The following is an 18,113-nucleotide window of genomic DNA, read 5'->3' on the forward strand; positions in this document are numbered from 1 at the left end:
CCAGCGCCGACGTAGGTGGTGTGCATTTAGATCATTAAGTTGTCAGTTACGGTCATTGAGTGATCACGGTGCGGCTCTTAGTCTGTCGAACATGACTGACGGGGGACGCAGAGCTCCCGCAACTTTTCCGTGATTGCTCGTTGTGGAGTTACCGATGACCGCCGCTCATTACCCGCACCTGTTGGCCCCGCTGGATCTGGGATTCACCACGCTGCGCAATCGTACCCTGATGGGTTCGATGCACACCGGCCTGGAAGAAAAACCGGGCGGTTTCGAGCGTATGGCGGCGTACTTCGCTGAGCGTGCGCGCGGCGGTGTTGGCCTGATGGTGACTGGCGGGATCGGCCCGAATGACGAGGGCGGCGTTTATTCTGGTGCGGCCAAGCTGACCACCGAAGAAGAAGCGCTCAAGCACCGTATCGTCACCCGCGCGGTGCATGACGCGGGCGGCAAGATCTGCATGCAGATTCTCCACGCCGGTCGTTATGCCTACAGCCCGAAACAAGTGGCACCGAGCGCGATTCAAGCGCCGATCAATCCGTTCAAGCCAAAAGAGCTGGACGAAGAGGGCATCGAAAAGCAGATCAGCGATTTCGTCACTTGCTCGGTGCTGGCGCAAACCGCCGAGTACGACGGCGTCGAAATCATGGGCTCGGAAGGCTATTTCATTAACCAGTTCCTCGCCGCGCACACCAACCACCGTACCGACCGTTGGGGAGGCAGCTACGAAAACCGTATGCGCTTGCCGGTGGAAATCGTCCGCCGTGTGCGCGAAGCGGTGGGCCCGAACTTCATCATCATTTTCCGTCTGTCGATGCTCGACCTGGTCGAGGGCGGCAGCACCTGGGATGAGATCGTCACCCTGGCCAAGGCCATTGAGCAGGCCGGCGCGACCATCATCAACACCGGCATCGGCTGGCACGAAGCGCGGATCCCGACCATCGCCACCAAAGTGCCGCGTGCCGCGTTCAGCAAGGTCACGGCCAAGCTGCGTGGTTCGGTGAGCATTCCGTTGATCACCACCAACCGCATCAACACCCCGGAAATCGCCGAGCAGATTCTCGCTGAAGGCGATGCCGACATGGTCTCGATGGCGCGGCCGTTCCTCGCCGATCCGGACTTCGTCAACAAGGCTGCCGAAGGCCGCGCCGACGAAATCAACACCTGCATCGGTTGCAACCAGGCGTGCCTCGATCACACCTTCGGCGGCAAGCTGACCAGTTGCCTGGTCAACCCGCGTGCCTGCCACGAGACTGAGCTCAACTATCTGCCGGTGCAGCAGATCAAGAAGATTGCCGTGGTCGGTGCTGGCCCTGCCGGTTTGTCTGCCGCGACCGTGGCGGCCGAGCGTGGCCATCAGGTGACCTTGTTCGATTCGGCCAGCGAAATCGGCGGTCAGTTCAACATCGCCAAGCGTGTGCCGGGCAAAGAAGAGTTCTTCGAAACCCTGCGTTACTTCAAGCGCAAGCTGCAAACCACCAATGTTGAGGTGTGCCTGAACACTCGCGTTGATGTGGCGAAACTGGTTGAAGGCGGCTACGACGAAATCATCCTCGCCACCGGTATCGCGCCGCGTCTGCCGGCGATTCCCGGCGTTGAGAACGCCAAGGTGTTGAACTACATCGACGTGATCCTTGAGCGCAAACCGGTTGGCAAGCGTGTCGCGGTGATCGGCGCTGGCGGCATCGGTTTTGACGTCTCGGAATTCCTCGTTCACGAAGGCGTTGCGACCAGTCAGGATCGCGCCGCGTTCTGGAAAGAGTGGGGCATCGACACGAAACTGGAAGCACGCGGTGGCGTCGCCGGGATCAAAGCGGCGCCGCATGCACCAGCGCGTGAAGTGTTCCTGTTGCAGCGCAAGAAAACCAAGGTCGGCGACGGTCTGGGTAAAACCACTGGCTGGATTCACCGTACCGGTTTGAAGAACAAGCAGGTGCAGATGCTCAACAGCGTGGAATACCTGGGCATTGATGATGACGGTCTGCACATTCGCATCGGCGAAACCGGCGAGCCGCAACTGCTGGCGGTGGACAACATCGTGATTTGCGCGGGGCAGGATCCATTGCGTGAGCTGCACGATGGCCTGGTCGCGGCGGGGCAGAATGTGCACCTGATCGGCGGCGCGGATGTCGCGGCAGAGCTGGATGCCAAACGCGCGATCAACCAAGGCTCGCGCCTCGCCGCTGAACTGTAAACACCCACTGTAGGAGCTGCCGCAGGCTGCGATCTTTTGATTTTGTTTTTTAAAGACAAGATCAAAAGATCGCAGCCTGCGGCAGCTCCTACTAGTATGTGTTTTTTTCAGATTACGCAGTGTCCATGTTTTCCCACGCCCCCCTCGAACCCCTTCATCTGGACTGGCTGACCGCCGCCGGCATCGAAGTGGCGATCCTGCGTCTCGACCAGATCGACCCGCTGATCAGTGGCAACAAGTGGTTCAAACTCAGCGAACACCTCAAAGCCGCCGACCGTGCGGGCGCCGAAGGCATCATCAGCCTTGGCGGTGCGCATTCCAATCATCTGCATGCATTGGCAGCGGCCGGAAGACGCTTGGGGTTCAAAACCGTGGGGCTGTTGCGCGGGCATGCCCAGGAAACGCCGACGGTGAAGGATCTGCAGGCGTTCGGCATGCACCTGCATTGGTTGGGGTTTGCCGGTTACCGGGCACGGCATGAGTCGGGGTTTTGGTTGCCATGGCGGGCGCAGTATCCAGAGTTGCACGCGGTGCCGGAGGGTGGCGGGGGATTATCGGGTGCGCTCGGTTGCGTGACGCTTAAGGAGCAGGTCGACGCGCAATTGCCTTCATTGGGCTGGAGTGATTACCACGGCTGGTGGCTGGCGTGCGGCACCGGGACGACGTTGGCGGGATTGGTGCTTGCCGAGGCGGGGGCGCATACGGTTTATGGTGCGTTGGCGGTGCCGGAAGATCACGGTGTGGCGCCGCAGGTTGAGTCGATTCTGCGAGAAGCGGGGCGGGTGGATGCGGGGTATGAATTGATTGATGCCAGCCGAGGTGGTTTTGCCAAGGTTGATCCGGGGTTGTTGGCGTTTATTGAACAGACCGAGCAGGCTAGCGGTGTGCCCTTGGAACCGCTGTATACCGGCAAAGCGCTGCTGGCCCTTAAGGAACAAATTGGGTCAGGTAAATTTTCCAGCGGCACACGACTGATCTTCATCCACACTGGCGGCCTACAAGGCAGACGCGGTTTCCAGCCCTGACAGGTGAGGTTTTTGTGGCGAGGGGATTTATCCCCGTTGGGCTGCGAAGCAGCCCCCAATTCAGCCACCACAGTTCAGCCTGACTCACCGCATGCTAAGGTTTTGGGGCCGCTTCGCAGCCCAACGGGGATAAATCCCCTCGCCACAATGGTTTTAATTCCCCCAGCTAGATTCCATTGCTTGCCACAATGGTTTGCATTGACCCAGATAGATCCCATTGCCAGCCACAATGAGACCTCAGTGGGTTTACCCGCGCTTCGGCATCATCCGCAGCAACGTGTTATCCCTCACCACATAATGGTGATAGATCCCCGCCAGCGCGTGCAGCCCGATCAGCCAGTAACCGATCGTGGCGATCAGCACGTGCCAGCCCTCCACCTGTTTGGCGAAGGCTTTGTCCTCACCCACCAGCAGCGGCAGATCGAAACCGTAAAACATCACCTGATGCCCCTCGGCACTGGTGATCAGCCAGCCCAGAATCGGCATGCTGATCATGAACAGGTACAACGCCCAGTGCATCAGCCGCGCCAGTACGGTTTGCCATTGTGGCGAGGCGGGGAAGATTTTCGGTGCCGGGCCGAGGCTGCGCGCGAGCAGGCGAAACCACACCAGCACGAATACGGTCAGGCCGAGCATGTAATGCACTTCGCGGATCAGCGTGCGGCCGCCGCTGCCTTTGGGGAAGAAGCCGCGCAATTCCATGCTGGCGTACACCAGCACCAGCAGCACCAACATCAGCCAATGCAGCATGACCGACACGGTGCTGTAACGCGATTCGGAACTTGTCCACGGCATACAGTGTTCCTCTCGGTTCAGGGTTTCATCGCACCGTTTCTCTGACGGCATGCCTTAACTGTAAACCCACTTGGGCATTTCTGCTGAACGAAACAAAAGTTTTAATGTGCTGTTTTTACAAAGTTACTAGTGTTTGCGGTTTGTGGACTTTAGTGCTGCGGGTGTAACCGGTTGTTGTTTATATCTTGAATCTGCACAGAGTTTGATTGGCGTTGTTTGATCCGCTAATGTTGCGGTCAGTTGTTGCTTTCAAATCGCTTGATTTAATAAGTGATGCTGTTGATAACTTGCTTAAAAGGACTTAAATATGACTTTTTGTATTCTTCTGAATCGCAAACATAGTAAAAACATTGTAAAAAAAGCGATGGCAAAGCCACCGATATCTCGACCGAAGCCCGTGGGCAGCAAACCGCCAGTAACCCGACCCACCACACCTCCGGTCAAGCCACCCGTGGTTCCGGTCAAGCCGCCAGTCAAACCTGCACCGGTCAAACCGCCTGTGAAGCCGCCGGTCAAACCACCCGTGAAGCCACCTGTCACTCCGGGGACGCCTGGCACCAAACCACCGGTCAAACCAGCGCCACCGGGCACCAAACCACCCGTGAATGCCCGTCCGCCAATGCCGTGGCCTACCTTGAACATCAACATTGATCCGGTGGCACTGATTAACCTGATCAGCGCCCTCGGCAGTATTCGCCAGCCGGATGGATCGACCACACTGAGCGATGGCAGCATCGTCGATGCCGGAAAAAACAAAGTTACCCGCCCCGACGGGATCATTCAGCATGCTGACGGCCGGGTCGAGCATCCTGATGGCCGCATCGTGTGGCCGGATGACACCGTGGAATATCCAGATGGTCGTATCGTCTGGGCTGACGGCACCGAGCAACTAGTGGACGGTTCGATTCGTTATCCCGATAGATTGAAATATGATGCAGATGGCAATCCCGTTGTTGATTGAATGTTACTGTTTTGATTTAAAAGACTGTTCAGGTTTAACAGCTTGAAACCGATCAGGTGTTTAATGTGATCAATAAAAAACCGCCAACTTTTTATCAGTTGGCGGTTTTTTCAATCTACCTTAATCGTTTTGCGGCATCTCACCCTTGGCCAGACGCTTGTTGATGTCGGCAATCACTTCCGGCAAATCAGTGATGGTGTCGATCATGTAGTGCGGACGCGAGCTTTCGAACAGCGCGTGGATGCGCTTGCGTTCGCTGGCCAGTTCATCGCTGCCCAAGGCGCGGAAACCTTCGTAATCCAGGCCCAGCGCGTTGCCCGAGCAGATCAGCGCAACCGTCCACATCCCGGCGCGACGGCCTTCCAGGATGCCCGGCACGGTGTCGTCGATCTTCACACAGGCGCCGACGTCGTCGATGCCCAAGGCAATCACGTTGGCCAGTGCCTGAGCCGGCCATGGGCGACCGTTCGGCACTTCGTCAGTCGCCACGACATGGTCAGCGACATAACCGTTGGTGGCGGCCAGTTCGACGACTTTGTCCATGACCTGCTTCGGATAGCCGGAGCAGGAGCCGATCTTGATCCCTTGCTGACGCAGATTGGCGATGGTTTCCAGCGCGCCGGGAATCAGCGCCGAGTGCTCGGCAATCTTCTCGATCTGCAGCGGCATGAAGCGGTTGTAAATCGCGGTGACGTCGTCATCGGTCGGCGTGCGGCCGAAAACCTTGCGATAACGCTCGGCGACCTGCGGCTGATCACAGAGGGTGCGGATGTGATCCCACTTGCCCATGCCCATCGGGCCACGGGCTTCTTCGATGGAGACCTGCACATCGAATTCGGCGAAGGCTTCGACGAAAATCTGCGTCGGCGCGAACGAGCCGAAATCGACCACGGTACCGGCCCAGTCGAGGATCGCGGCTTGCAGCTTGCTTGGATTGACGTAGTTCATGTCTATCAAATTCCTGATTTGAATGCAGTTCAAATGTGGGAGCGAGCCTGCTCGCGAAGGCGTCGTGTCAGTCGACATCGGTGTTGAATGTTCGACCGCTTTCGCGAGCAGGCTCGCTCCCACAGGGGATGGGTGGTGGGGTCAGATTTCGAGGACTTCCATTTCGCGCAGCACTTCACCAACAGCCGCCACCGCCTGGCGCATTTCGTCCGGGCTGACATGACCGATGCAGCCGACACGGAAGGTCTCAACCTGAGTGAGCTTGCCCGGATAAAGGATGTAACCCTTGGCTTTGACCCGTTCGTAGAAATCCTTGAACTGATAACGCGGATCGCTCGGCGCATGGAACGTGGCAATAATCGGCGCCTGAATCGCTGCCGGCAGAAAGCTGCGCAAACCGAGTTTGCCCATCTCTTCCATCAAGGCCTGGCAGTTGGCGGCGTAACGCGCATGCCGTGCCGGCAACCCACCTTCTTCGTTGTATTGCAGCAAGGCTTCATGCAGCGCCGCGACCACGTGGGTCGGCGGGGTGAAGCGCCATTGACCGGTTTTCTGCATATAAGCGTGTTGATCAAACAGATCCATCGCCAGCGAGTGCGAATTGCCAGCCGCAGCGGCCAGCGCCTCTTTGCGGGCGAAGACGAAACCCATCCCCGGCACACCTTCCAGACACTTGCCGGACGCGGCGATCAGTGCGTCGAACGGCACTTTTTGCGCGTCTACCGGCAGGGCGCCAAAGGAGCTCATGGCGTCGATGATCAGGCGTTTGCCGTGCTGTTCGACGACGTGGGCGATCTCTGGCAGCGGATTGAGAATCCCGGTGCTGGTTTCACAATGAATCAGCGCGACGTGAGTGATATCACTGTCGGCGCGCAGCAAGCGGTCGACGTCAGCGGCGGTGGTCGGTTCGTCTTCAGCGGTTTCGAAGGTGCTGAACGAGCGGCCGAGCACTTCGCAGATTTTCGCCAGTCGTTTGCCGTAAGCGCCGTTGATCAGCACCAGCACTTTGCCGTCGCGCGGCACCAGGGTGCCGATGGCCGCTTCGACGGCGAAGGTGCCGCTGCCCTGTAACGGCACGCAATGGTGAGTGGCGGCGCCGTTGAGGATCGCCAGCAATTGTTCGCAGAGGCTGGCAGTCAGTTGGTTGAAGCGGTCATCCCATGACCCCCAGTCGACCATCATCGCCTGGCGGGTGCGGGCCGAAGTGGTCAACGGGCCGGGAGTGAGCAGGATGGGTTCGGCAATACTCATTCGTGTGTCCTCGGATAGCGCTGTGGGATGAAGCTACGGGGCATACGTTGCAATTCGGCGTTGCATCAATCAAATTGTTTGTTGTTATGCCAGCCATCAGTGAGAGTTATCCATGAACCTGTTCCAACTGCGCGCCTTCGATGCTGTGGCCCGCGAAGGCAGCTTCACCCGTGCCGCTGCGCGGTTGTTCATCAGTCAGCCGGCGGTCACCGGGCACATCAAGGCGCTGGAGGAGCACTACCAGATCACCCTGTTGCGGCGCACCGCGCGACGGGTGGAACTGACCGAGGAGGGCACCAAACTGGCGGCGATCACCCGCGCGATGTTTGGCCTCGCGGAAGAGGCGCAGACCATGCTCGAAGCCAATCGGCAATTGCTCACCGGGCGCCTCGAAGTCGCGGCGGACGGCCCGCACATGGTCATGCCGATGTTGGCGAGCCTGCGCGCGCGTTATCCGGGGATCACGGTGAATCTGCGTTTGGGCAATGCTCAGGAAACCCTCGCGGCGCTGTTATCCGAGCACGCGGATGTCGCCGTGCTGACCGAAGTCGAGCCGCGCAAAGGCCTGCACCTGCAAGCGCTGAGCGAGTCGCGGATTTGCGCACTGGTGCCCGCCGCGCATTCGTGGGCAACGCGCCAAGGCGAGGTAAAACTCAAGGAGCTGGATCAAGTGATCATGGTGCTGCGTGAACCGAGTTCGATCACCCGGCGAACGTTTGACGAGGCCTGTGCGCAGGCCGCAATCCATCCGCGTGTGCTGCTGGAGCTGGACAGCCGCGAGGCGGTAACGGAAGCGGTGGCCGCCGAGTTGGGCGTCGGCGTGGTGTCATCGGTGGAAGTCAGCCATGACCCGCGCGTGGTGGCGATTCCGATTGTCGGCGACGGCTTGGTCAACCGGCACATGATCGGTTGCATGGAGCGCCGTCGGGAATTGCGCTTGATTCAGGCGTTTTTCGGGTTGGCACCGGCCTGAATCAGGCAATCGCCAACTGCGCTTGCGCCGGCAGGATCGCTGTAGTTTTGCGCGTGACCTCGATTCTCGGGTAATCCGCCTGCTTCAACTGCATGCCTTCGAGCAGATCCAGCGCGGCAGCCGGATCGTTCAGCGGCAGCGTCTGCAACAGCTTCACATCGAGATTCCACCACTGACTCTTGAGCAACCGTTCGATGGTCTGCGGGTCATGCCGGTACTTGATGATCTTCGCCGGGGTGCCGGCAACGATCGCGTAGGGCGGCACATCCTGAGTCACCAGCGCACGCGTCGCGATAATCGCGCCAGTGCCGATCTGCACCCCTTCAAGAATCATCGCGCTGTGCCCGATCCAGACGTCGTGGCCGATGGTGACGTCGGCCACCACCGGGTCGAACGTCAGGGCGGTGTCGGTGTACTGGAAGGGATGGGAACTGAGCCAGTCTGTCGGGTGAGAACTCTTTTGCTGACCGATAAAGCAGCGGGTGCTGATCGAACAAAAGCGGCCAATCGAGGACACGGCGGACAGCACGCAATCGCTGCGAATGTAGGTGTGTGCACCGATGGTCAGGTGTTTCGACTCGATCACCACATAACCGATGGACACGTGCTCCTCGAGCGTCAGCCTGGTTCGCTTGTGCAACGAGGAAATGCCGCCGGCGACTTTACAATCGTGCTGGCGAATCCATTTCTTCCAGAAATGATCTCGAACGGAATTGATTAGTTTTTTCACGATGCGTTCTTCGATTCCGTGATCGCAACTCTGCGAAAGGGGTCGGGAAATAATTTGTCACAGGAGCTCAGGCGCCAGTGTAGCCGACGATCTCGATCCGACTGAATACGAAAATTCCGACGTTACGCCAGACTCTCGCGCACCATTTCCAGAAACGTCGCCACCACGCGCCGCGAACTCTGTTCGCGCAGGCACACCAACGTTTCCGTCAGGCGCCGCGTGCAGTCGATAATCGGCAACGCGCACACCCGCGAATCCGCCCCAAATTCCGCCGCCGACACCACGCCGACACCAATCCCCACCACCACGGCCTCACGCGCCGCTTCCCGGCCTTCCACCTGAATCGCCGGACGAATGCGAAACCCGGCCCGGGCCATTTCTTCTTCCAGGGTTTGCCGGGTTACCGAACCGTGTTCACGCAACACCAACGGCGTGTCATCGAGATCCGCCAGGCAGATCGACTCGCGCTCGGCCCACGGGTGATTACGCGACACAAACGCGACCATCGGATCGTTACGCAACGGAACACAGAGCAAGCGTTCATCGCTGACATCACGCCCGAGCAGGGCCAGATCGGCCTGATAGTTGAACAGGCGAAACAGCGATTCGTCGGTGTTGCCGGTCTCGATCTTCACGCTGATCCCCGGATAGCGCTCGCAGAACCGCGCGATCTGCGGCAGCACGTGCACCGGCGCATCCACCGCCAGAATCAGGCTGCCGGTCTGCAAGGCCTGGGATTCCTGGAGTAATTCCTGCGCTTCGGCTTCGATCACGAACAGCCGCTGGGTGATCGCCAGCAAGCGTTCGCCCAGATCGGTCAGGCGCACGGAACGTTTATTGCGGTGAAAAAGCAAAACGCCAAAGCGTTCTTCCAGTTTGCGCACCTGGTCGGAAATCGCCGGTTGCGTGAGGTAGAGCCGCTCGGCGGCTTTGGTGAAGCTTCCATGCACCGCGACGGCGTGGAAGGCTTTGAGTTGGGCGTGGGAGACTGCCATGGCGACTCCTGGTGCGAGATCAGTTCAGTAACAAGCTGAGCTTATGAGTGAAATACGATAAATCGATTTTATTTATTAAACAGTAATTGCTTTGATCGGCTCACGCCATCGCTGACTGCTCGGTCGAGCAGCGGCGTTGGCCATGAGCCTGTGCGTGCAACCGCAGGCCTCATCTGACCGGTACCGCCATAGGGAAGGGTGGTATCGCAGTGCTCAACAATAAAAACACAGGCGTTTTGCTTAACGATTCTGCCGGCACACTCACACCCTGAGGTCAGAACCACAATGAACAAGCACATCGGCACCATCGCACGTTGGCGCGTGCAGATTTTCGCGATTACCTGGCTTGCGTACGCCGCTTTCTACTTCACCCGCAAAGCCTTTTCGGTGGCCAAACTGGGCATCGCCGAAGACCCGACCTTCATGCTCGACAAAATGGCCATGGCCAACCTCGACGCCATCTATCTGGCGGCGTATGCCGTGGGCCAATTCACCTGGGGCATGCTCGCCGACCGCTTTGGCCCACGGGTCGTGGTGCTCGGCGGCTTGCTGATTTCCGCCGCAGCCGCGTTGGTGATGGGCAGTTACGCCACACTTCCGATTTTCGCCACTTGCATGCTGATACAAGGCCTGGCGCAGTCCACCGGATGGTCGGGGTTGTGTAAAAACCTTGGCAGTTTCTTTCCTGCGAAGGAACGCGGGCGGGTGCTTGGCTTGTGGAGTTCCTGCTACGCGTTTGGCGGTCTGGTCGCGTCGCCGTTCGCCGGTTGGTGGGCGTATACGTTGATCGGCAGTTGGCACGCGGCGTTTATTTCCAGCGCGGTGGTGGTGGCAGTGGTCGCGGTACTGTTCTTTATCTTCCAGCGCAATAAACCGGAAGACGTCGGCCTGCCGGAAGTCGATCCGGAGCCGGTATTGACCGCTGAGGAAACCGCAGCCAACAGCAAGCTAAGCGTGTGGGAGCCGCTCAAGGAAATCCTGCGCAACCGCACGGTGTTGGTGCTCGGTCTGGCGTATTTCATGTTGAAACCGGCGCGTTACGCGATTCTGTTGTGGGGCCCGGTGATCGTGTTTGAACAGATGCCGAGTGTCGGCAAGGTCGGCGCGGCGATTATTCCGACCTCGTTCGAACTGGCCGGATTGCTCGGGCCGATCCTCATCGGTCTGGCCTCGGACAAACTCTTCGGTGCGCGGCGCATGCCGGCCTGCGTCATCAGTTTGCTCGCGCTGACCGTGACGCTGGCGCTGTTTATGGCCGCGCTGCAAACCGGCAGTGTGTTGCTGGTCGTCGCGCTGCTGTTTGTCATGGGCCTGACCCTGTATGGCCCGGACTCGATGATCAGCGGTGCAGCCGCCATCGATTTCGGTAAAGCCAAGGCGGGCGCCACGGCGGCCGGTTTCGTTAACGGTTGCGGCTCGGTCGGTGCGGTGCTCGGCGGTCTGCTGCCGGGTTATTTCGACTCGGTGACGGTGTTCATCGTCTTCGCCGGTTGCGCATTGTTTTCGGCACTGGTGCTGATCCCGCACTGGAACAGCCGCCCGGTCGGCGTCATGGAACCACGCGCCTCGATCCCCAATTGCCCGCTGACCATCAAACCTCTGCGTACCTGAAAACCCGCTGCCGTGTGGCCTGCTGCGACGTTCGCGGCAGGCTGCGCCGTGGCCCACTGACTGGAGAAATCCCATGAGACCGTTTTGGCTGGAGCAGGCCTTGCAGGCTGATACGTCCGAGACTTGCCCGCCGCTGCAAGGCGAAGTGCGCACCGACGTGTGCATCGTTGGCGGCGGTTACACCGGGTTGTGGACGGCGATCATGCTCAAGCAACAGAACCCTGAACTCGACGTGCGGCTGATCGAAGCTGACATCTGCGGCGCTGGCGCCAGTGGGCGTAACGGCGGTTGTGCGCTGTCATGGTCGGCGAAATATTTCACCCTGGAACGCCTGTTTGGCGTCGAGGAGGCGGTGCGTCTGGTCAAGGAATCCGAGCGCAGCATTCATGCGATCGGCGAGTTTTGCGAGCAGTACGGCGTCGATGCCGATTACCGCCTCGACGGCACGCTGTACACCGCGACCAACCGTGCGCAAGTCGGCTCGACCGATGCGGTGATCGCGGCGCTGGAGCGTAACGGCATCAACTCGTTCACCCAGCGGCCGGTCGCGGATGTGCAGCGCATGGCCGGTTCCAGCAAACATCTGGAAGGCTGGTTTTCGCCAGCGGCGGCCAGTGTGCAACCGGGCAAACTGGTGCGCGGATTGCGGCGTGTGGCGTTGCAACTGGGCGTGACGATCCATGAAAACACAGCAATGACCGGTCTGGAGGAAGGGCGCCCGGCGCGCATTCAAACACCCAACGGCAACATCATCGCCGACCGCGTGGTGCTGGCGATGAACGCATGGATGGCCCGGGCCTTTCCGCAGTTCGAACGCAGCGTGGCGATTGTTTCCAGCGACATGCTGATCACCGAACCGCGCCCGGATCTGTTGCAGGAGATCGGTTTGACCAGCGGTGTGACCGTGCTCGATTCGCGGATTTTCGTGCACTACTACCACAACACCCCGGACGGCCGGATCATGCTTGGCAAGGGCGGCAACACCTTTGCCTTTGGCGGGCGGATGCTGCCGGTGTTCGATCAGCCGTCGCCGTATGCCGGGTTGCTCAAGCGCAGCCTCGATGACTTCTTCCCGGCGTTCAGCGATGTGAAAGTCGATGCGACGTGGAACGGGCCGTCGGATCGCTCGGTGACCGGTTTGCCGTTTTTTGGGCAAATGAGCAGCAGCGGCAATGTGTTTTATGGATTTGGCTATTCCGGCAGCGGGGTTGGGCCTTGTCACATGGGCGGGCAGATTCTGGCGTCGCTGGTGCAGGGGATGGATAACGCCTGGACGCGTTCGCCGATTGTGAACGGGCCGCTGGGGTATTTCCCGCCGGAGCCGATTCGTTACCTCGGTTCGCTGATGGTACGCAACGCCATCCGCCGCAAGGAACGCGCCGAAGATCACGGCCACCGGCCACGGCATCTGGACGTGCGCCTGGCGAAATTCGCCGCTGCCGCCGGCAAAGCCGACAAAGCCTGAAGGGTTGAAAACAACCCCTGTAGGAGCTGCCGAAGGCTGCGATCTTTTGCTGTTGATTGTAAAAAACAAGATCAAAAGATCGCAGCCTTCGGCAGCTCCTACCGGTCTGGATTTGTGGTCAGGAGCGGTTGATCAGCCAGTCGAGTAAGAGGCTGCTGTCGCGTGCTGGCGGTGCTTCAACCGGCGCGGATTCGCGCTGCGCTCCCAAACACAAAATCGGTCGATCCGGATCGCTGTCGAGAAAACTCACCCACACCTCACTGCCCGCACGGGGCAACTCGTGCGCGGCAATGCGGCCATTGGCGTTGGTCAACGCAATCGGCAGCCAAATCCCCTCAGAATCATGCGATGTTGGCCTCGGCCACAAACTCACCTTGATGCGCCCCTTGTCATCCAGTTTCGATGGCTGCCCCTTTGTGCCGAGCACTCGCGCCAAGTGAATCCCCGGAATGCTCGGCCGTGATTGTTTCAGCGCCGGGCGAAAATCCGTCGACCATGGCAAAGCCGTGAAATCACAGTGATAGCGATACACACTCGGCGCCGGATCAAGGATGCAAAGTTGCTGACCCTGATGGCGCACGGACGTGATCAACCATTGTTCATTGAAGGCATTGATCGGATGTTCGGTCACTTGCAGCAGGTCGGCGCTGTGCAATCCGGGGCTGTCGCAGCGACCGTGAATCGAGCGGTACTGGCAGCGCTGGCGCTCCAGATGACGGCGGCTGCGTTGTTCGGCATCACGTTGTTCAAGGGACAACATCTGCGGTGCGAGGACAGGCACGGTTTGATTGGCCGAGTCCTCGCCCGACGCCTGTTGGCCACGATTGCGCACCCGGTGCAGCGCTCGAATTGGCGCGGCGTCATGTTGCTGAAACAGCGCGCAGACCCGTGGCGATGGCGTGTCATCGTCGAGACTGAAGGGCAGCAGCGTCGGTTCCTGCGGCAGGCTTAGGCTGTCATCGGCAAACACCACCACATGCCCGTCAGGCCGATGCTCGAAATGATAATGGATGCCTTCGTCTTCACACAGACGTTGCAGCAGCGCCAGGTCGCTTTCCTCGTATTGAATGCAAAAGTCCCGCACAGGGTAGTGGCCGACGGTCATTTCGATGCGAAAGCTGTTCTTTGGCAGCCCATGCTCGGTGAGCAATTGTGCAAGGATCGCCGGCACACTCAACTGCACAAACACCCGGCGTTTAAGCGATTGCGCCAGACGTTGCAGATAAGGCACCAGCACCAATCGATAACCGATCCGGTGCGTGCCGCGATGTTCGCAACGGACACTGTGGATCAGGCCATGCACACCGTGCTGCTCGCTCAGGCGTAAATACGCCGGTTGCTCCAGCAAGCTGTCGGGCAGGACGGCGGGCGCCAGGCCAATGACATCGACCTCGAAGCGAAAGGGCTGATTGAGCGCTTCATCACCGCTGAAACGCACCACCGGCAGGCACAATCCGCCATCGATCAGGGTCAGGGTGAAGGGACTTTCCATGTCATTGAGCATTCGTACAGGTTCTGTCGGTCAATACGGACGGCAGAGGGTACGAAACCGCAGCGCGGAATAGTCACCGCAAGGCAGCTTTTCAGAATCGCCCTACACGTTGTGGTGAAGATGTCGATTCGCCAATCAATATTTTTGGTCGATTGCCGACTTTAGGCCGTATAAACTTGGCGCCACGCGTCGGCCAATAGATGTCTCGGCGCCACAGATCAAGAGAGTGAGTAATGGGCGCACAGTGGAAGGTTAAACACAAAGAAGCGGCAGCCAACGCCAGGGGCAAAATCTTCGGCAAACTGGTGAAAGAAATCACCATTGCTGCGCGTAACGGTGCCGATACCACTACCAACGCACACTTGCGTCTGGTGGTTGAACAGGCCAAGAAAGCCTCGATGCCGAAAGAAACCCTCGATCGCGCGATCAAGAAAGGCGCCGGTCTGCTCGGTGAAGCGGTGCAATACCACCGCGTGACCTACGAAGGTTTCGCCCCGCACCAGGTGCCGCTGATCGTCGAGTGCGTGACCGACAACGTTAACCGCACCGTCGCCGAAATCCGCGTCGCGTTCCGCAAGGGCCAACTGGGCGCTTCCGGTTCGGTCGCGTGGGATTTCAATCACGTTGGCATGATCGAAGCGTCGCCGGACACCCCGGACGCCGATCCGGAAATGGCCGCGATCGAAGCCGGTGCTCAGGATTTCGAGCCGGGCGAAGACGGCGCGACACTGTTTCTGACCGACCCGACTGACCTTGATGCCGTGCAGAAAGCCCTGCCGGAGCAAGGCTTCACCGTGTTGTCGGCCAAGCTTGGCTACCAGCCGAAAAACCCGGTGACCGGGTTGAGCGATGAGCAGATGGCTGAAGTTGAGGCGTTCCTTGAAGGCCTCGACAACCATGATGACGTGCAGGATATGTTTGTGGGTCTGGCTGGCTAAAGATCAAAAGATCGCAGCCTGCGGCAGCTCCTACAGGGGATCGCGTTCACTGTAGGAGCTGCCGCAGGCTGCGATCTTTTTAGCTGTCAGAGGTTTTCCAACACCTCAATCACTTCACCGAACCCCGGCCGCGCCAGCACATCCGCCTGACAACAACGCCGCTCCAGCTCCTCCAGCTGCACACGCAGCTCTACACTCAACCCCGAGTCAACGCGCGCCAGCAACTCCCCCAACAAAACCCCGAACGCCCGCACTTCAATGCGTTGCAGCGCCCGTGTCTGCGCGTTATCCGTCGTGGCGTGGAACGACGCCCCGCCAAAATCCCCCAATAAACAATCGCCTCGGTCGTTCAACATAATGTTGTGCCCGTAGAGGTCGCCGTGGGTGATGCCTTGCTCATGCAGATGCTCCGCCGCCGAGGCAACGCCCTTGGCAATGCGCAGCGCAACCTCAGCCGTGAAGCGCAGGTCATCGGCGTAAACATCCCGCGAACACGTCGCCAGACTTGGCAACCCGGCGAGGTTGCGAAAGCTCGGATCGATCAACTGCATGACCAAGCCTTGCTGACCGTCGGGGTGGCCGTCGATTCGCCCTTCAACGCGGATCAAATTCGGGTGCAAGCCGGCGGTGATGCACGCGTTCATCTCGTGCAGCGGTGAGCCATCGCTGGTCATCTCACCTTTGTACAACTTCACCGCGACCGGCTCCTCGCTGTGATCGGCACGTTGCCAGATCGCCCGATGAATCACCCCGGAGGCGCCTTCGCCCAGCTTCTGCTCCAGACGCAACGCTGACCAGTCGATCAGTGGCGTGGCTTCGAGGGCGGCAGCATCGGCTTCGGTTTCCAGCGGATTACCGGCGTAGGCCAGCCACGTCAGGCTCGGCAAACTCAACAGCCATTGCGGCAGCTCGGTGAACTGGTTGACGGAGATGCGCAGCAGCTCGAGTCGATGGCATTGGCTCAGCGACGGCGGCAGCGCTTGCAGACGATTGCCAGACAGCATGAGTTTCTGCAGATAGGGGCGTTCGCCCAGTTCGCTCGGCAGGGTTTCGATGCAGTTGTCGGTCAGTATCAGCCAGCGCAACAGCGGCGGCAGCGCGGCGCCGGGAACGTTGACGATGCGGTTGGCCTTGAAACCGATCATCGTCAACGCCGCGCATTGGCCGAGGCAAGCGGGCAGTTCGGTGAACGGGTTGTCCGAGCAGAACAGCACGCGCAAGCGGGTCAGACGGTGCAGATCATCCGGCAGACTGCTCAGATTATTGCCGCTGAGGTTGAGGATTTCGAGGGTGTCGGCCAGCTCGAAAATCTCGCGCGGAAACTCGGTCAGCCCGCACGACAGATCCAGCCGCGTGATGCCCGACAACTCGCCGGCGCGCAATTGAGCAAGGGTATGCATGTAGGTGTTCACTTTAGAAAGAGGACCAAGACACGAGGCGCTCGGGAATGGACGACATGATAACGGCAGAAGCTAATGCAGGTGTAGGAGCTGCCGCAGGCTGCGATCTTTTGATTTGGCAAACCGAGGGTCAAAAGATCGCAGCCTCGTTTCACTCGACAGCTCCTACAGAGGCTGGCGTCAGGCTAGTTGAGGGATAACCTGAAGCTGCCCCAACCGGCTACGCGTACGCCCTAGATCAATCGCATCGCCGCCCAGGCTTTCGCACAGCGACAAGCGGCCAATCAACGTCAGGTGTTTATCCTGGTCGTAAAGCACGTCGATCAAATTAATGAAGCGCTGTTGCGCCGCAATCGAGCAGTCGCCCAGCAGTGGCAAATCATCAATCACCCAGTGGTCGAAACGCCGACACAACTCCAGATAATCCATCACCGCCGTCGGCTGCTCGCACAGGTCATCGAAGGTAAAAGCCACGCTTCTGTCGTCACACCGTCGCGCCCGAAAATGCCGGGTACCGACGGCCAGCGACAATGGCGGGGCATCCTGTGCCGGCAGGTTCAGGGCCATGCGCTGATCGGCCGTACCCGGCCAGACATAATGCCCATGGGTAAATACTTGATGTTCATGATTACGCGCCAGACTGCGGTAATCATGCGGGCCGCCGACTTCCATGACCTGCATGCGCGTATTGATCAACTCGATCACCGGTTTGAACCGCGCGTGATAGAGCGGGTTGGGCAGCAAGCCTTCAGGCGGATAGTTAGAGGTCACCAGCAGCAGAATCCCGCGCTGGAACAGCGCTTTGAACAGCCGGGTGATGAGCATCGCGTCGCCGATGTCATGCACGTGAAATTCGTCGAAACACAACACCCGACAATCTTGCAGCAACTCATCGAGGGTGGTGGCGAGGGCGTCTTCCTGCTCGCGGTGGCTGAACATGCCTTGATGCAATTGCGCGAAAAACTGATGGAAGTGCAGCCGCCGCTTTTGCGTGATCGGCAGCGCCTGAAAGAAACCGTCGAGCAGCCAGCTCTTGCCGCGCCCGACCGCGCCGTACAGGTAAAGGCTCGGCGGAGTTTGTGCGGTGGCGCCGAACAGCAGACTGGCCTGTTGCGCCATGCAATCGATGACGCGCTGCTGACTGTGGCTGAGGGTGTAACCCTGCTGATGCGCCTTGTTGCGGAAATAATCGCGGATCGACTGTGCGCTCGCCTCGTGCCCGGCGCTGGCGCCAATGCCCTTGCCGAACAAGCGGCGCAGCACCGGCCAGCGTTGGCTCAGGTGTGATCGTTTCGGCGGTCGGGCGGGCACTCTGCGGTCACTCCGTATCGGTCA

Annotated in this window: 16 protein-coding genes; 7 read left to right on the forward strand and 9 right to left on the reverse strand. The window is 59.5% G+C overall.

Annotated features, from left to right (window positions below; genetic code table 11):
• Window positions 1-154: 154 nt before the first annotated feature.
• Both ACP3TY_RS08040 and ACP3TY_RS08045 read left to right on the forward strand, forming a co-directional pair.
• Window positions 155-2,194 (forward strand): NADPH-dependent 2,4-dienoyl-CoA reductase, encoded by a 2,040-nt coding sequence (locus tag ACP3TY_RS08040; RefSeq protein WP_212551239.1) that lies wholly within the window; start codon window positions 155-157, stop codon window positions 2,192-2,194.
• 125 nt (window positions 2,195-2,319) lie between these two features.
• On the forward strand, window positions 2,320-3,219 hold the full coding sequence (locus ACP3TY_RS08045) for a 1-aminocyclopropane-1-carboxylate deaminase/D-cysteine desulfhydrase (RefSeq protein ID WP_426619672.1): 900 nt from the start codon (window positions 2,320-2,322) through the stop codon (window positions 3,217-3,219).
• Between the two features lie 246 nt (window positions 3,220-3,465).
• Here the strand turns inward: ACP3TY_RS08045 and ACP3TY_RS08050 are convergent, their stop codons facing one another.
• Together ACP3TY_RS08050 and ACP3TY_RS08055 are read right to left on the reverse strand one after the other, a co-directional pair.
• Window positions 3,466-4,014, reverse strand: a complete 549-nt coding sequence (locus tag ACP3TY_RS08050) for a cytochrome b (RefSeq protein WP_426619673.1) — start codon at window positions 4,012-4,014, stop codon at window positions 3,466-3,468.
• 291 nt (window positions 4,015-4,305) lie between these two features.
• Window positions 4,306-4,656: a hypothetical protein gene (locus ACP3TY_RS08055; protein ID WP_426619674.1), complete on the reverse strand. Its 351-nt coding sequence runs from the start codon at window positions 4,654-4,656 to the stop codon at window positions 4,306-4,308.
• On the opposite strand from ACP3TY_RS08055, the gene ACP3TY_RS08060 reads away from it, so the two are divergent.
• Window positions 4,649-4,975, forward strand: coding sequence for a hypothetical protein (locus ACP3TY_RS08060; RefSeq protein WP_426619675.1), 327 nt, complete (start codon window positions 4,649-4,651; stop codon window positions 4,973-4,975). The two genes, ACP3TY_RS08055 and ACP3TY_RS08060, sit on opposite strands and share 8 nt — an antisense overlap.
• A gap of 120 nt (window positions 4,976-5,095) precedes the next feature.
• Here the strand turns inward: ACP3TY_RS08060 and phnX are convergent, their stop codons facing one another.
• On the reverse strand, window positions 5,096-5,923 hold the full coding sequence (phnX, locus tag ACP3TY_RS08065; protein ID WP_159815329.1) for a phosphonoacetaldehyde hydrolase: 828 nt from the start codon (window positions 5,921-5,923) through the stop codon (window positions 5,096-5,098).
• A 141-nt stretch (window positions 5,924-6,064) separates the two neighbouring features.
• Window positions 6,065-7,174 carry a 2-aminoethylphosphonate--pyruvate transaminase gene (locus ACP3TY_RS08070; RefSeq protein ID WP_400647114.1) on the reverse strand — a complete coding sequence of 370 codons (1,110 nt, stop codon included), beginning with the start codon at window positions 7,172-7,174 and terminating at the stop codon, window positions 6,065-6,067.
• Between the two features lie 112 nt (window positions 7,175-7,286).
• On the opposite strand from ACP3TY_RS08070, the gene ACP3TY_RS08075 reads away from it, so the two are divergent.
• Window positions 7,287-8,147 carry a LysR substrate-binding domain-containing protein gene (locus tag ACP3TY_RS08075; protein WP_426619676.1) on the forward strand — a complete coding sequence of 287 codons (861 nt, stop codon included), beginning with the start codon at window positions 7,287-7,289 and terminating at the stop codon, window positions 8,145-8,147.
• Between the two features lies 1 nt (window position 8,148).
• On the opposite strand, the gene ACP3TY_RS08080 is transcribed toward ACP3TY_RS08075, so the two are convergent.
• Window positions 8,149-8,877, reverse strand: a complete 729-nt coding sequence (locus ACP3TY_RS08080) for a CatB-related O-acetyltransferase (RefSeq protein WP_426619677.1) — start codon at window positions 8,875-8,877, stop codon at window positions 8,149-8,151.
• Between the two features lie 122 nt (window positions 8,878-8,999).
• On the reverse strand, window positions 9,000-9,872 hold the full coding sequence (locus ACP3TY_RS08085; RefSeq protein WP_053121752.1) for a LysR family transcriptional regulator: 873 nt from the start codon (window positions 9,870-9,872) through the stop codon (window positions 9,000-9,002).
• Window positions 9,873-10,157: 285 nt separating this feature from the next.
• Between ACP3TY_RS08085 and ACP3TY_RS08090 the strand changes: the two genes are divergently transcribed.
• Window positions 10,158-11,483, forward strand: a complete 1,326-nt coding sequence (locus ACP3TY_RS08090; RefSeq protein WP_053121750.1) for an MFS transporter — start codon at window positions 10,158-10,160, stop codon at window positions 11,481-11,483.
• Between the two features lie 73 nt (window positions 11,484-11,556).
• Window positions 11,557-12,948, forward strand: a complete 1,392-nt coding sequence (locus tag ACP3TY_RS08095) for an FAD-dependent oxidoreductase (RefSeq protein WP_426619678.1) — start codon at window positions 11,557-11,559, stop codon at window positions 12,946-12,948.
• A 118-nt stretch (window positions 12,949-13,066) separates the two neighbouring features.
• Here ACP3TY_RS08095 and ACP3TY_RS08100 read toward each other — a convergent pair whose 3' ends face one another.
• Complete coding sequence (locus tag ACP3TY_RS08100; RefSeq protein WP_426619679.1) at window positions 13,067-14,452, reverse strand: type VI secretion system Vgr family protein; 1,386 nt, start codon at window positions 14,450-14,452, stop codon at window positions 13,067-13,069.
• A 221-nt stretch (window positions 14,453-14,673) separates the two neighbouring features.
• On the opposite strand from ACP3TY_RS08100, the gene ACP3TY_RS08105 reads away from it, so the two are divergent.
• Window positions 14,674-15,378 carry a YebC/PmpR family DNA-binding transcriptional regulator gene (locus ACP3TY_RS08105; protein WP_053121745.1) on the forward strand — a complete coding sequence of 235 codons (705 nt, stop codon included), beginning with the start codon at window positions 14,674-14,676 and terminating at the stop codon, window positions 15,376-15,378.
• Window positions 15,379-15,464: 86 nt separating this feature from the next.
• On the opposite strand, the gene ACP3TY_RS08110 is transcribed toward ACP3TY_RS08105, so the two are convergent.
• The gene (locus tag ACP3TY_RS08110; RefSeq protein ID WP_426619680.1) at window positions 15,465-16,778 is read right to left on the reverse strand and encodes a leucine-rich repeat-containing protein kinase family protein; all 1,314 of its coding nucleotides are present in this window, start codon (window positions 16,776-16,778) and stop codon (window positions 15,465-15,467) included.
• Window positions 16,779-16,958: 180 nt separating this feature from the next.
• On the reverse strand, window positions 16,959-18,089 hold the full coding sequence (gene zapE, locus ACP3TY_RS08115; protein WP_426619681.1) for a cell division protein ZapE: 1,131 nt from the start codon (window positions 18,087-18,089) through the stop codon (window positions 16,959-16,961).
• Window positions 18,090-18,113 lie beyond the last annotated feature (24 nt).

It is taken from the genome of Pseudomonas rustica (assembly GCF_049959085.1).
Classification (GTDB): domain Bacteria; phylum Pseudomonadota; class Gammaproteobacteria; order Pseudomonadales; family Pseudomonadaceae; genus Aquipseudomonas; species Aquipseudomonas rustica.